We start from the raw sequence: 14,690 nt of genomic DNA, 5'->3' as shown, positions 1-14,690 counted from the left end.
AACGATTTTCCCCCTCCTTATGAAGGAGGGGGGCAGGGGGAGGTTGGGATTGAGGCAACCCCCTCTCAATCTCTCCCTTCATAAGGGGGAGAAGTCCTGCTTGATGAAGTTTTTTAGACATCATCGCGGGCTGACTTTTATTGAGATGATGGTCGTTGTTGTAATCATCCTGGTTCTTTCAGCCATCGTTTTGCCTGTCGCAAAGTTCTCCATAAGAAGACAGCGTGAAGTGGAATTAAAACGCAATTTGCGAATGATGAGGGATGCGATCGATGCTTATCATGAAGCGGCTGCTCCTACAACGCCTGGCACTACTCCAAAGATCCAGACCAAATTTGGAACAGACGGTTGGCCCCCAACACTGGAAAACCTGGTAGATGGCGAAACAATGATAGGTGATGTGAAAGGCAAGAAACTCCGGTTCTTGCGCAGAATCCCAATCGATCCAATCACGAACAGTTACGAATGGGGCTTGCGGTCGTCACAGGATGAACCGGAGGACAGAATGTGGGGAGGTGAAAACGTCTGGGACGTTTACTGCAAATCCCACGTGCTCTCACTGGATGGAGTTACATATTATGATGAATGGTGAAAGTTTTATGAACACCGATAGAAAACAGAACGGTTATACTTTGATTGAACTTCTCATAGTCCTTACCATTATTGGTCTGCTGGTTTCCGTAGCGCTTCCGAGAATGAGGGATGCGCAACAAAGGGCAAGAGAAGCGGTTCTTAAAGAAAACCTTTTTCGCCTGCGTGAGACAATTGATCAGTATCATCACGATAAAGGCAAATACCCGGCCACTTTAGAGACGCTTGTGCAAGAACATTATTTGCGCGAAATGCCGTTGGATCCGATCACGAAAAGCAGCAGCACGTGGATCGAAGTTCCAGAGGACCTGGGTGACAATCCTGACCCCGCGGCTCAACCCGGCATTTGGGATGTTCAAAGTGGAGCGGAAGGAACCACATTGGATGGCGAACCATACAATGAATTGTGATCCCGTAGTGCGGGCGTCTCGCCTGCAAAAAAATGGAAGATTCGAAGACGGTTATACGCTTGCAGGCGTGATGGTTCTCATCGGAATCATGTCCATCATGATGGCAATGTCCCTGCCCGTATGGGAGCGAATCAAACAACGGGAGAATGAGGAAGAACTGATTTTTCGCGGCAAGGAATACACGGAAGCAATTGGGCGTTATCATACAAAATTCCATTCTTTTCCCCCTGATCTGGAAACTTTGTATAAAATGAAATTCATCCGCAAGCTATACAAAGATCCAATGACAGAGAAAGGCGAATGGAAGATTCTTCATCCTGATTCGCTGGTAGAAACAGGAGAGGCCGGGTTCATCAACCAGCCGGGATCAAAAAAACCGGGAGAAGAGGGAAAAGACCGCGAGAAAAAACAAGAAAAGCGCGAAGAAGGTGTGATTCCGGGACTTCGAAATCCCGACAAAGAGGGAGATTCGAAGGAAACAACGCAGGATGGGAAGGAGATTAGCATAGGTCCCGTAGTCGGAGTGGTGAGCCAGAGTAAGAAAGAGAGCCTTCGCATTTATAATGGTCAAAGCACGTACGACAAATGGTTATTTGCGTACGTTCCTCAACAAGAGCCGCAGCAACCGCAACAACCCAAAGGGCCGAAAGTGCCTGATAAAGGAGGGAAAAAGCCTCCCACTCAGACAAAGCCCGCCAATGATAAAGATTCAAATTGAGGTTGATCGATAAGGATGGCCGATCGGTCCTTTTCAGACTTCGCAAAAAATCTCGAACGCGGTAGTAAGGCTTTGCAAATGTATTCCGAAAGCCATCCGACCACGAAAAGGACCGTTCAGGAAACGTATCAATCGGTTCTTACGCTTCTGGAAAATAGACCGTGCGTAACTGTAAGCGTGCTTGACGGTCAATTGCTGGTTGAGGGAGAAATTGTCGAAAAAGGAAATATGGTTCTGGATCGTCTCGCCCACGAATTGGTGGAGCGAAATATTTACAATTTGAGGATTCTCCGCGGCTTGAAAATGGAGGAAATGATATGGTTGTTACAATCGCTCATCCTATGGCCCCAGCGGATTAGAGATCTGGGCGGGTTTGAAAAGATTGTTGCTGATTCAGGAATTCAGACGATTCAAGCAAATCTGGATTTGTACACCGAAGAGTACTCTCATCAGGGTGGTTCAGAGGAACCGGCAGCGCCTCAGATTGAAGAGACGGCCACCGCCGAAACCGTGAACCAGGAATCGCTGATTGAGATTGTTCCGGAGTTGCCCGTTGTGACACCCCCATCCATCTCGGAAGAGCTCTTAAAAAAAGAAACATTGGCGGCTGCCGATATTGAAAAAATTCCTGAATCTCTGCATGAGCTGATCAATCAAGGGAAACTTCAGGAAGCGGACCATTTGTCTAAGAAGGCATTTTCCTGTCTGGGCAGCGGACAGCCGGACCAGAAGAAAGCTGTGATCGAAAGTCTGCCTGCAATCATACGGGCTTTATCACGGAACGAAAAATGGAAGAACGTAGAGTTTTCTCTCTCCTTCTTAATCAGCACGTATTATCGCAAGGAAGCTTCTGAAACGGTTTTGCAATTCTACATACCCTTCCTGGTTGCAATGTTCGTAAAAAGCTACGAATCGAAAAACTGGCCAGGCTGCCAGGATGTGCTTTCAACAATTCGGATTCAGACGGAGCATCATGATTCTGTCAGACAGGAATTCGCCGACGCGTGGATCAAGATCGCGGGAGCGTTCATTGAACATTTGCGTGGAGGCTGGAACGGCGTGGAAGTGGTTCTTGAAGGATTCAAAATTGCTGCAGAGAAGGGGATTTCGTATCTGGTTGAAGTACTGGCGGACGAAGAAGATCAGAAAGTACGTTCGCGCTTAATTGGTTTTGTCACAATGTTCAGACCCGATGTGGTTTTGATCGAATTAGAAAAAAGGATGTCGGATCCGCGCTGGTACGTGGTTCGAAACATGGTAACTATCTTCAGTAAAATCCCCTACACGGAGCTACCCGACTTTTTTCGCGTAGCTGCCATGCATCCCGAACCGCGCGTTTCCAAAGAGCTCCTGAAAGTTTTGTACAAGGGAACAGCAAAATCGCCACTCAGTTTGTTGTTGATGGAACATCCCGATAAAAATGTGCGGATTCAGGCGGTTCATCTTGTCACGATGCAAGCAAATGTGGAAGCCGTTCCAGCTCTATTAAAGACCGTGACAACCATAGAAGCGGGTGAATTGGATTTACGTACAGCTTGCTGGCAGGCTTTACTAAAACTGCGCGTTTTAGATGCTGTCGCTCCTGCGGCAATGTTACTGGACCGCAAAGCTTCTTCGAAAGCTGAAACAGCGGAAAGGAATGCGGCCGTCAGAATTCTTGGAGAACTCGCGCGTGAACAGACCCGAAGCGTGCTTCAGAGAACTGCGCAATCCGATCAGAATCCTGAAACTCGCGCGCTGGCCGCATCCTATTTATAATACATAATCGTGGATCGTGATCTTGATCGTAATCATGATCGGAAATCGTAATCACAATCATGAACTTTATCTATGATTTTGATCCGTGATCATGATTAAGATCATGATTAAGATTACGATTAAGATTACGATTAAGATCCACGATTAGAACTCATGAACAAAAACCCTCAGCCCGGTTTGCGACGCAAAGTTGAAATCGAATCGATCCCTGTTTTTCTCGCTCATCCGGATGAACTCTCGATGCGATGGATCGGTCAGCCGGAGCTCATCCTTCAACTTCATGCGTGCTGGCGCCTGATCGATGAGCGCGATATTCCACTTTCTCCGCGAATTATCGGAAAACCGGGAGTGGGGAAAACAACTCTCGCTTACTCAGCAGCAAAAATGCTCGGCCGGGAAGTTTACATTTTTCAGGCAACGATGGATACGCGTCCTGAGGACTTGTTGATCACTCCTGTCATCGCCGATGAACGGAAGATTCAATACGTTGCGAGCCCGATTGTGACAGCAATGATTGTGGGCGGAGTCGCCATTGTGGATGAAGGAAATCGAATGTCCGAGAAATCCTGGGCTTCCTTGGCCCCGCTATTGGATACCCGCCGGTATATTGAATCGATTGTCGCTGGTGTCAAAGTAAAAGCGCATCCGGACTTTCGGATCGTTGCAACCATGAACGACGATGCCAGCACTTTTGAAATACCGGAGTACATTCATTCCCGGTTGCAGCCCCAAATCTTCATCGATTTTCCGGAAAAAGACGAAGAACTGGCCATTTTGCGGGAGAATCTTCCGTTTGTTGATGAGAAGATTCTGAGCTACATAGCCGACTTTCTGGAACGCTGCCACATGGCTGAGGAACCTTTTACAGTGCGGGATGGAATTAATATCGGCAGATATGTCGCGAAGCGGTTGAGCCTGGGGCCCCTTGAACTAAGCGGACTAATGCGCGAAGCAATGTTGAAAGTGCTTGGAGAATCGGCCCTGCGCTACACCGATTAAACAAAGTAGTGCGGGCGTCTCGCCCGCAAAAAGAAAATGACTTCGCAGGATTTGCATTTCGAACAAATCGACTCATTTTTCATTCTTCCCGTTGTTCACCATTCCTATGAATTCACACTCGCTGCAGCTCAGGCGTTTCGGACGATTCGGCCAAAAGCTGTAGCATTGGAATATCCATCTCAGCTTCAAAACTTGATCCTGCGCGGAATCGAAAGATTACCCAAAATTTCCATTCTTCTTTACGGTGGAACTGTACGCAATTACATCAGGATTGAGCCGGTCGATCCGTTTGTAGAAACCGCACGATTGGCAAAAGAGAACGATCTACCCGTTCACTGTATCGACTTAACATTGGGCGACTACCCGCAAGTTTTTGATCCACTGCCCGATACGTATGCACTTTCCAGGATCGGTCATAAAAAGTACTGTGAGGAAGTCTTTTCACATGGCCCGCAATTTGTTGCCGAACAGGATGAAATGCGGGAAAGTGCAATGGCCTTTCATCTGCAGCAGATCGTCTCTGGTAGGGGCGACCTTTATGGTCGCCCCGCAGATGAAGGGCAGGGACAAGTCCTGCCCTTACACGAAGGACCAATTCTGGTTGTATGCGGGATTTCGCATTTGCAAAGATTGAAGCATCAACTTTCTATTCGCCAGCCGCAGCCCTTTGAACATCCCGTGCAGGCGAAGCTGTACCATTTGAGCTCTTCTTCACTGGGAGAGATCATGGGTTGCTTCCCCTTTTTCACAGCTATTTATGAGCAGCAGAGATCCGGATCCTCAACTACATCGGAAAGTAAAGAACCGGTTGCGGTCGAATCCGGGCCACTTCAGGTGATCCAGGGAAAGAAACTGGAGAACCTGGAAGCGTTTGCCAAACGCGCGCATTTTGAAGTGGCCGGATCCAGCTCCCCTGACAGACAGGAAATACAAACACGCTACTTGTTTGCCTGCCGCAGTTATTACGAGCAAGAAATCGGGGACCGGATCAACCCTCAACAACTCTTGATGCTCGGCAATTTTTCCAGAAAGTATGCAAACGTCAAAAGCATGCTTCTGCCCGATTTTTTCGAGCTGCTGACGGCAGGACGAAGCTGTGTGAGCTCGCATTTTTGTTATCGCATGTGGGAAATCGGAACGTATTATCCTGCACAACATGGTCCGTCTGACCTTGAAATCATCGAATTACGCGCCGGTGATATTTTTCCACTGGTCCAAAAAGTTCGGATGAACCCGCACGCTCCCTTGAAACCTCGTTCCTCCTTACCCCGTTTTTTGAAACGAAATGAAAAGCAGAGGAAACCAAAAGAGAAATTTTCTTTTTCACCTTTCAGCATTTGTTCTTACCAGCCTGAAGACATAGTGATTGAAGACTACGGACGCTATCTCAGGAGCAAAGGAAAAAGTATACTCAGCGAGGAGCGAAAAAGGATTCGTCCGTTCGAAACATCTCTGCTGGATGGAATCGATTTAAGAGAAACAATTCGTAACTGGCATACAGGAAAGATATTTGTTCAAGAAAACATGACTGTGAAGGGTTCCGTTGATGCGCTTGTTGTGATTTACGATGAGGATGAGAGCAAGTATCCGTACACGGTTACCTGGCTGGGAGAACATCATCAGGAATCGGACATGGCCTTTTACGCCACGAATCCGCAAGAACGAACAGTGGGTCCGGGTATTCAGAAATCCATTTATGGCGGGTTCTTAATGACAATGCCTCCCGGAAGGCTCTTTGATGTTTTTCATGATCCTGCCTATCGCTATGCCGCTAACTGCGCGGAGCGTTTGCTTCTGGCGGGAATCGATTATGGACTCGAACGTTTCGTGCTGTACGCCGCGCCGAAGCCGCCACGGCCCGCATTTCAAACAATCGCCGGCCGTTACGGCAAACGAATTTTATACGTTCCTCTTTCTCAACTCTCTCCTGTAATGCTCCAGAAGATTCGCACTTTTCATATTCTTGCCGATAAATCTGTCCGCGAACATGCGAAGGGCTACATCTGGTAAGAGTTTAAACACTCTTAACAAAGTAGCTCAGGCGTCTTGCCTGAGGCTGACGCAGACGGGACGTCTGCGCTACTTTGTTTAAATACTTTTCTCCCAGAATCGATCCGCCGGTGCACCGAGTTTTTTAAGCGACTCTTGGCGCACTTCCTGAAAAAGCTTACCGTTCTTTTCAAAGATGGGCTTGAGCATCGCCGGCGAAATAGAAGGATTGCTTAATGCGCGAACCAATTCCCTTGCCTCCCGCCTCAAGAATTCGACCAAACGTGCCAGCTCGAGATCCAGGTTTGCTGCAAGAAGTGCTTGCATCAATTTCGTTCGTGCCCGTTCCAACTTTTCTGATGAGGGAATGATGCCGGCATCAATTTCTGCTGTGAATTGTTGGATGACGTCAGTGAAAGCATCGAGCTCCTTCATAAGGCCCCGGCTTTTTCGGCGTTCATTCTTCTTCCTTTTGCGTTCCTGAATCAGCGAGCCGAGTTTATCAGTGGCTGATTCCCACCACTCGGCTGGAGCCGAAGCGCTTCGAAGCACTGGAGGAGGAGAAGCTTGCATACACAGGAACGCTCCTGAAGCGGGAGCCTGGTGCGCCATGTCGGCATCCATTTCCCACCGTGCCGGCATGTGAACCGGTTGAACGACTTTTCTCCTGCTTCCGTCCGCATTCACGATTTCAGTTTCATCGATTACAACAAAAGCCGTAAACCGCGTGAGAAGTGAGTACTTCAGCGCCAACTCAATGATCTTTTGTTTCCATTCCGATTGGCGATCACGATCAATTCGAAATCTATCTTCCAGATCCATGACCCGTGATCTGGCCCACAGCTTTGGCAAAGCGTTCAACGGCACACTATGCGCTTCAACAAGCTGCTGGAAAACGCTCCCGTCCGGACAAACGCCGTTGATGCGGATCTTACCCACTGTCTTCAAACGAAAAAAGACAATGACCGGCCTGCCGGAAAAAAGATCAGGGAGTCTTTCCGGTGTTATGGAATCGCGGTCCAACCCGCAACCGATTTCTTCCATTTTCAAATCCGTAACCACAGGCGTTCCGATATCTCTTGCGATGTGCTGCAAGGCTTCTTCCACCTGAACGCCCGGCTCAACGAAACTGGAAGTGCCTCCTCCAAGAGCTGCGAGTCTTTGTAAGAAAGCCTGATTTACCGCCGTATCAACTCCAACCGTAAAAACGCGCGTGCCACGTAACTCTGATTGCATCCGCTGTAGCATGCGAGATTCATCACCAACCTGACCGTCCGTGATCAATACAAAATGAGAAACACGTTTCTCGGAATCAGCGCGGGCTTGCACCGCTTGCAGCGCGCAGGTAAAAGCGTTGAACATTTCTGTTCCGCCGCGAGCGCGGATCGAGTGCAAGTACCTTTGTCCTCTTTCGCGTCCCGCTTCATCGGCAGCAACAAAGCCTCTTTCACCTGGAAACCATTCGACTTCATTGTCAAAGGCGAGGATGCAAAATCTGTCTCCTGGGTTCAGTGAAGCAAGAAGCGCTATGCAAGCGCGGGCTGCAGAAACCATCTTGACTCCTTCCATCGATCCGGAACGGTCCAGAAGAAACACCACATCACGAGGAGCTTGCGGAACCTCTTGTCGTGGGGGAACAATCGAAAGCATTCCAATGCTGCCACCATCTTCCTCCTGATGCATGAGCAATGAGGACTGAATTCTTTCGCTGACAACCCGCCATCGCAGAACAAAATCACGATCCAGCAGCTCATCTTCCTGCGAAAGAGAAAGGTGACAGATACCATTTTCTGATTGCGTTCGTACCGCGTGTTGTGAGCAGCAAAAATCCGCAACACCGGCAGAAGGCAGATTGAGAATATCCACGGAAATGCTCAACGAAATCACGGGATTTAAGCCGGCCAATCGCGGAGGAGTAATTCGAGATCCATCCGGCACAACATCTGTATCATTTTCCACGCCGTCTCCAACCTCGCCACGCGTGAGCGGATCACCTGGAATATAACGGGGCGCGACAACCAGCGGAAGTCTCAACTCGGTCGCGCCGTTGTCCTGGAAAGGAAGGGATTCAGAATAAGTGAGCATCACCTCGATTTCTTCGCCCGGAGGGAGATTCCCAACCTTTATTGTGAAAACATCATCTCTTTCCTTTTCCAGCAAGCCGGTACGTTTTCCCTGATCGAGTGCGCGCTCGTAATCGCGCCGGGCCTCTTCCCGTTCCTTTACAATTCCACGGATCGTTCTGGCGCCAACCTTCAGGTCAAAGCGATGGATTGCAGCAGAACCGGCGAGCGGGAAGATGTAAACGGCTTCCAGTTGTTCTGCATAAGGATTTTGAAACGTTTGTCGCATTGTTACTTCAGAAACAAAATCCGCAACAGAGGCCTGGATCGCCAACTTTTTTAGAGGTAAGGCGATACATTGTTTTTCGATAGTGACCGTTAGCGTCCCCATGCCTGGTGAATGAGCGCCACGTTCAGTTTCAATCAAGGGAAGAGATTTTGTTTGTACGTTATTCATATTCATGTCTCCATTTTTTTGTCGGCATATTGAAGGAGGATTTTTAGCGCATCATGAATGCGTTCCTCAATCTGAGACTGCGTTAAAACTGGTGACCAGCTTTCTTCTGTAAGAACTTTCAACCCGGGTTCGATGATGATCTCGCGCCAGACCAATGGCCGCTTGATTTCTGAAACCCGCTTTTTCTGTTTAGCAAAACTAGCCAGCAGCGACTCCAGTTCGCGCTCTGTCTTTCCGTAAAGCCGTGCCTGGATTTCGGAAAGAGGAATCTGATTCCCCTGCAAAGCTTTAATGGCAAGCAACTGGAGGATGTGCCGGCGACCATATCGTGCCTCGCGGCCTTCCAGGAAAGGCCGGTCCAGCAATCCAAGTGTTGTGTAATATCGAACGGTCCTGCTGTCCGGCACCGATGAGACCCTGCCGTCCTGCTGAGCGTCCAATAAGTCGTATTCCTTCAAAAACTCAACCATTTTTCGGGACAACATCTCCAGCGTGTAACGTTCCACCTTGATCATGACAGTAATATATATAAATACTGTAATACTGTCAAGGTGTTTTTCATATTCTTAAACGCGAGTGCTCGCCCAAAGTTTTACCCCCTGGAACTTTTGAACGCTTGAACCCTTGAACCTTTTTCAAGTACACTAAGCTTTGTGTTTGTAGGATGCCTTTTGTAGTGGGTGTAATACCGGCAAGGTATGGATCCAGCCGTCTGCCAGGGAAAGCGCTGGCGGATCTACAGGGGAAGCCTCTCCTTTATCACGTTTACCATCGTTCCTGCCGCGCTCGTAGTTTAGACCGGGTGTTGATTGCGACTGACGATGAGCGCATACATAAAGCTGCGCTCGGGTTTGGCGCGGAAGTCGTATTAACGGGCAGTGAGCATCGATCTGGAACCGATCGAATTGCGGAAGCGATTCAGAGTATGGCTGCCGATATCGTGGTGAATATTCAGGGAGATGAGCCGCTCATTGATTTTCGGTCGATTGATCAGACGGTGGGTCTCTTAGAGGAGGATTCTTCGGCGGATATGGCAACATTGAAAGCGCCTGTATCCAACGTCGAGGATCTGGTGAATCCGAACGTGGTGAAGGTCGTAACGGATGAAAAGGGATATGCTCTCTATTTTTCAAGGGCGCCCATCCCTTATTTAGAAAAAGAAGAGGACGTTCCCGGGCATTTTTACAGACACGTTGGTCTTTACGCGTATCGCCGTGATTTTTTGATCCAGTTCACGCAGTGGGGTCCCTCCATGCTGGAGAAGCTGGAAGATCTTGAACAGTTGCGAGCCCTGGAACATGGTGCAAGGATTAAAGTAGGACTCACCGGGACTCATGTCTTTGGAGTAGATACGCCTGAGGATCTGCAACGAATCAGAAAACTTGTGGAAGGGAACGAGAAAATACTAGATGCATAAGATCGATAAAGATTCACGAGCACGATTCGATCACGATCAAGATCACGATTATGATTAAGAAAGAGGAGATGAAAGGAAATGACTAGGTACATCTTTGTTACAGGCGGTGTGGTTTCAGCTTTGGGGAAGGGGCTTGCGTCAGCGTCCATTGGAATGTTGATGGAAGCGCGCGGATATAAGGTTAACATGTTGAAATTTGATCCTTACATCAACGTTGATCCGGGCACGATGAGTCCGTTTCAGCATGGGGAGGTTTTCGTAACGGACGATGGCGCAGAAACAGATCTGGACCTCGGGCATTATGAACGATTTACTTCGGCGAAAATTGGAAGATTAAATAACTATACAACCGGTCAGATCTATGAATCCGTTATTAACAAAGAAAGACGGGGAGATTATCTTGGGAAAACAGTCCAGGTAATCCCGCACATCACAGATGAGATTAAATCGGCTATTCATCGAATCAGCAAGGGTGTTGACATTGTAATTGTGGAAATAGGCGGAACAGTTGGGGACATTGAAAGTCTTCCATTTCTGGAAGCGATCCGCCAGTTCCGGCTTGATGTCGGCCGTGATAATGCCATTTTTGTTCATTTGACTCTGGTTCCGTATATTGCTACGGCGGGTGAGTTGAAGACGAAGCCGACCCAGCACAGCGTGAAAGAACTTCGCGAAATCGGTCTTCAGCCCGATATTCTGTTGTGCCGCACGGATCGTTTCCTTCCGCCGGCAATTAAAAACAAGATTTCCTTGTTCAGCAACGTGGTTCCCGAAGCCGTCATAACAGCGAAAGACGTTTCGACAATTTATGAAGTGCCTCTCGTGTTTAAGCAGGAGAATCTGGATCGCGTAATTCTAAAGTTGCTTCGTTTACCTGAAACAGATGTTCACCTCGAAGAATGGGAAAAACTAGTGGAACGGATCAAGAATCCGAAGCATGAAGTATTGATTGGCGTGGTTGGAAAGTATGTCGAGCTGGAAGATTCCTACAAGAGTTTATATGAAGCTCTTTATCATGGCGGGTCTGCAAATGAAGCGCGAGTAAAAATTGAGTGGATTGAGGCTGAGAAGATCGAGCCTTCCAATGCCCACGAAAAGTTAGGTCACGTGGATGGCCTTCTGGTTCCCGGTGGTTTTGGCCTCCGCGGAATTCCAGGAATGATTCATGCAATCCAGTATGCGCGCGAAAGCAAAGTTCCCTACTTTGGAATTTGTCTTGGCATGCAAACTGCGCTGATCGAGTTTGCGCGAAACCTTGCGGGATACGCGGATGCGGACAGCACAGAGTTTAATCAGGAAACCTTGAACAAGATCTTTGTGATGCTGCACGATCTCAAAGGCGTCACGAACATGGGCGGCACGATGAGGCTCGGAGCGTATCCCTGTGTGCTGGGACAAGACACGCTGGCTGCTAAGATTTATGGCTCAACAGAGATTTCGGAACGGCACAGACATCGCTATGAATTCAATCGAGAATTTGAAGCCCGGCTCAGCGAACTGGGAATGGTTTTTTCCGGTTATTCGCCCGATAAAACATTTGTAGAAATGATAGAAATCAAGGATCATCCATGGTTTGTGGGCTGCCAGTTTCATCCTGAATATAAATCGAAACCGACAGTGCCACACCCGCTATTCCAATCATTCATAGCTGCATCGCTCGCGAATCGGCTGAAAAAGCGCGAGCCGAGGATGTTGCTGCAAGAAGTGCAATGAAACCATTTTTGATCGCGGATGGAATCGAAGTCCGCAACTCTGCGCCATTCTTTTTTATCGGTGGTCCGTGTGTCATTGAGAGTTTTAAGCACATCGATTTGATGTGCGGACAGATCTCGAAGATTTGCGGACGTTTGAAGGTTCCCTTCGTTTTTAAAGCTTCTTTCGACAAAGCAAACAGATCTTCGCTTGAATCATTTCGCGGGCCTGGACCTCGTGAAGGCGCATCGCTGTTTGGTGAGCTGAAGAAAAACTACAGCATTCCGATTCTTACCGACATCCACACTCCGGAGCAGGCTGATCTGCTTGCGCCGGTCGTAGATATTTTGCAGATCCCGGCTTTTTTGTGCCGTCAAACGGACTTATTACTGTCAGCCGGGAGAACAGGCCGGGTGGTGAACGTAAAAAAGGGACAATTCATGGCTCCCTGGGACATGAAGAATGCTGTGCAAAAAATAACGAGCACGGGAAACGACAGGATTTTGCTGACGGAACGTGGATTTTCTTTTGGCTACAACAATCTCGTAGTGGATTTTCGTTCGCTGCAAATCATGAAGCAGATGGACTGTGGTGTTGTTTTTGATGCAACGCACAGTGTGCAATTGCCAGCCGGGGAAGGGAATCATTCAGGTGGACAGCGAGAATTCATCGCGCCTCTGGCCCGGGCAGCGGTGAGCGTCGGCGTTCACGGTCTCTTTATGGAGGTTCACGACCGGCCGGAACAGGCTCTTTCGGATGGCCCGAGCGCTTGTCCCCTTGATCAGCTGGAGCCACTGCTAGAGAAACTGATCCGGCTGGACCGTATTGTGAAGGAAACTTGATTCACGAAACTGCGCGTCGTGTTCTCGAAAGCGAAGCAAACGCAATCGCCGGGTTGATAGACCGTGTTGACTACCGTTTCGAGAAAGCGGTGATGCTGTTGGACGGATGCAAAGGACGGGTGGTATTAACGGGAATGGGAAAATCCGGAATCATCTGCAAAAAAATTGCTGCAACTTTTTCCAGCACAGGCATTCCCTCTCTTTTCATACATCCCGCAGAAGCGATTCATGGCGATCTGGGAATGATCGTTCCGGGAGATGTTCTGATTGCAATTTCAAACAGCGGAGAAACAGGAGAACTGCTCCCGTTGCTCGAATGGGTCAAAAGAGTCGGTGTGCCGCTGATTTCTCTTACAGGAAGTATGGAATCCACTCTTGCGAAGCACAGCGACATCGTCATCGATGTGTCTGTTTCGGAGGAAGCGTGTCCTTTGAATCTTGTTCCCACGGCCTCCACAACTGCTGCGCTGGCGATGGGTGATGCCTTGGCGATGTGTCTGATGGAAAAACGCGGATTCCAGCCTGAAGATTTTGCGCGATTGCATCCAGGCGGAAAGCTGGGTAAAAAACTGCTGAAAGTGAGCGATCTTATGCGAACGGGAGATCGCATACCTAAAGTGCATGGGGATACTCCGATGAAGGATGTGATCTACGAAATGTCGCGGAAAGGCATAGGAATCACCAGCGTTTTGGACGCGGAGGAGCGTGTGATCGGAGTCATTTCTGATGGTGATCTCAGAAGGCATCTGGAGAAAGATGACCGCTTGCTTCAGCGCACCGCGGCGGATTGCATGACTGCCAATCCGAAAACGATTCCGGACCAGGAGCTTGCCACGAAAGCTTTGAATCTGATGGAACAGATGCGAATTACTTCTCTGATCGTTCTGGACGAACATAAAAAAATGAAGGGCATCCTTCACATTCATGATTTGTGGCAAACGGAAATGTTTTGACCCATGAATAATCCATTAGTGGAAAAGGCCCGCAAAATCAAAATGTTGTTGCTCGATGTGGACGGGGTAATGACCAGTGGGCAGGTTCTGCTCACACCGCAAGGAGAGGAGCTAAAACATTTTTCCATTCATGATGGATTTGGAATGGTTTGCGCGATGAAAGCCGGAATTCGAATTGGAATCATCAGCGGACGCTCTTCACCATCGTTGAGGATGCGTTGCGATGAATTGAAGATAGAAGATTTGTACATGGACACGATGGATAAGCTGCCGGTGCTGGCTGAAATCATGCGAAAATACGGACTCTCTCCCGAGGAGATTGCCTACGCAGGAGACGATCTTCCGGATCTACCGGTTTTGCTAAGAGTCGGTCTCTCCGTTGCGCCGCAAAACGCGCACCACCATGTGAAGAGTCGAGTGGACCTGCAATTGAGCAAAGCAGGTGGAGAGGGCGCGGTTCGCGAGTTAACGGATTTTTTGCTGGCCGCCCAGGGGAAAGAGGAAAAAATTCTGGAGCAGTTTTTGTAAACAAAGTAGCGCGGGCGTCTCGCCGGCGGGAGCTTCGCAGACGGGACGTCCGCGCTACTCTGCTTACTTGAGCTGCTTCTTCTCATTTTGCTTAAGCCACTTGTTGAGTTCCCTCTTCAGAGTCTGAGTCAGGTACATTTCCAGACCCATAGCGGAGGAACTTCCGTCTTCTTTCACCCAGCGAACCCGCGCAGGGCATATCAGAGGCGCAGCTGAAATCGGCAAATAAATGCGAAGCTGCATGTTTTCATCTTCCAGACTCCATTTTCGTTT

The 14,690-nt window shown here is 48.7% G+C and carries 14 protein-coding genes; 11 read left to right on the top strand and 3 right to left on the bottom strand.

Annotated elements, in window-relative coordinates; all coding sequences use genetic code 11:
* Nucleotides 1–103: 103 nt before the first annotated feature.
* The 6 genes from L0156_01475 to L0156_01450 all read left to right on the top strand — a co-directional run bounded on the left by L0156_01475 (nt 104) and on the right by L0156_01450 (nt 6,486).
* Nucleotides 104–592, top strand: a complete 489-nt coding sequence (locus L0156_01475) for a prepilin-type N-terminal cleavage/methylation domain-containing protein (GenBank protein MCI0601664.1) — start codon at nt 104–106, stop codon at nt 590–592.
* Nucleotides 593–599: 7 nt separating this feature from the next.
* The gene (locus L0156_01470; protein MCI0601663.1) at nt 600–1,001 is read left to right on the top strand and encodes a type II secretion system GspH family protein; all 402 of its coding nucleotides are present in this window, start codon (nt 600–602) and stop codon (nt 999–1,001) included.
* On the top strand, nt 991–1,719 hold the full coding sequence (locus L0156_01465; protein ID MCI0601662.1) for a type II secretion system GspH family protein: 729 nt from the start codon (nt 991–993) through the stop codon (nt 1,717–1,719). Before L0156_01470 ends, L0156_01465 begins: the two co-directional genes overlap by 11 nt.
* 15 nt (nt 1,720–1,734) lie before the next feature.
* The gene (locus tag L0156_01460) at nt 1,735–3,477 is read left to right on the top strand and encodes a hypothetical protein (protein MCI0601661.1); all 1,743 of its coding nucleotides are present in this window, start codon (nt 1,735–1,737) and stop codon (nt 3,475–3,477) included.
* A gap of 153 nt (nt 3,478–3,630) precedes the next feature.
* Nucleotides 3,631–4,476, top strand: a complete 846-nt coding sequence (locus L0156_01455) for an AAA family ATPase (protein ID MCI0601660.1) — start codon at nt 3,631–3,633, stop codon at nt 4,474–4,476.
* Between the two features lie 36 nt (nt 4,477–4,512).
* On the top strand, nt 4,513–6,486 hold the full coding sequence (locus L0156_01450) for a hypothetical protein (protein ID MCI0601659.1): 1,974 nt from the start codon (nt 4,513–4,515) through the stop codon (nt 6,484–6,486).
* Between the two features lie 78 nt (nt 6,487–6,564).
* On the opposite strand, the gene L0156_01445 is transcribed toward L0156_01450, so the two are convergent.
* Together L0156_01445 and L0156_01440 are read right to left on the bottom strand one after the other, a co-directional pair.
* Nucleotides 6,565–8,985, bottom strand: a complete 2,421-nt coding sequence (locus L0156_01445; protein ID MCI0601658.1) for a VIT and VWA domain-containing protein — start codon at nt 8,983–8,985, stop codon at nt 6,565–6,567.
* Nucleotides 8,986–8,987: 2 nt separating this feature from the next.
* Nucleotides 8,988–9,500: a MerR family transcriptional regulator gene (locus L0156_01440; protein MCI0601657.1), complete on the bottom strand. Its 513-nt coding sequence runs from the start codon at nt 9,498–9,500 to the stop codon at nt 8,988–8,990.
* 149 nt (nt 9,501–9,649) lie between these two features.
* Here L0156_01440 and kdsB point away from each other — a divergent pair, with 149 nt between their 5' ends.
* The 5 genes from kdsB (at nt 9,650) to L0156_01415 (ending at nt 14,417) form a co-directional block, all read left to right on the top strand.
* Nucleotides 9,650–10,402: a 3-deoxy-manno-octulosonate cytidylyltransferase gene (gene kdsB, locus L0156_01435; protein MCI0601656.1), complete on the top strand. Its 753-nt coding sequence runs from the start codon at nt 9,650–9,652 to the stop codon at nt 10,400–10,402.
* 78 nt (nt 10,403–10,480) lie between these two features.
* Nucleotides 10,481–12,115: a CTP synthase gene (locus L0156_01430; GenBank protein ID MCI0601655.1), complete on the top strand. Its 1,635-nt coding sequence runs from the start codon at nt 10,481–10,483 to the stop codon at nt 12,113–12,115.
* Nucleotides 12,112–12,936 (top strand): 3-deoxy-8-phosphooctulonate synthase, encoded by an 825-nt coding sequence (kdsA, locus tag L0156_01425; GenBank protein ID MCI0601654.1) that lies wholly within the window; start codon nt 12,112–12,114, stop codon nt 12,934–12,936. Before L0156_01430 ends, kdsA begins: the two co-directional genes overlap by 4 nt.
* Entirely contained in the window at nt 12,933–13,889 is a 957-nt protein-coding gene (locus L0156_01420) for a KpsF/GutQ family sugar-phosphate isomerase (protein MCI0601653.1), read from the top strand. The genes kdsA and L0156_01420 overlap by 4 nt, the downstream gene beginning before the upstream one ends.
* Before the next feature lie 3 nt (nt 13,890–13,892).
* Nucleotides 13,893–14,417, top strand: a complete 525-nt coding sequence (locus L0156_01415) for an HAD hydrolase family protein (protein ID MCI0601652.1) — start codon at nt 13,893–13,895, stop codon at nt 14,415–14,417.
* A 63-nt stretch (nt 14,418–14,480) separates the two neighbouring features.
* Here the strand turns inward: L0156_01415 and L0156_01410 are convergent.
* A partial coding sequence (locus tag L0156_01410) for a PilZ domain-containing protein (GenBank protein ID MCI0601651.1) occupies nt 14,481–14,690 on the bottom strand: 210 nt, incomplete at its 5' end.

It is taken from the genome of bacterium (assembly GCA_022616075.1).
Classification (GTDB): Bacteria; Acidobacteriota; HRBIN11; order JAKEFK01; family JAKEFK01; genus JAKEFK01.
The sequence above is the reverse complement of the archived record's forward strand: the minus strand, read 5'-3'. Positions and strand labels throughout refer to the sequence as shown.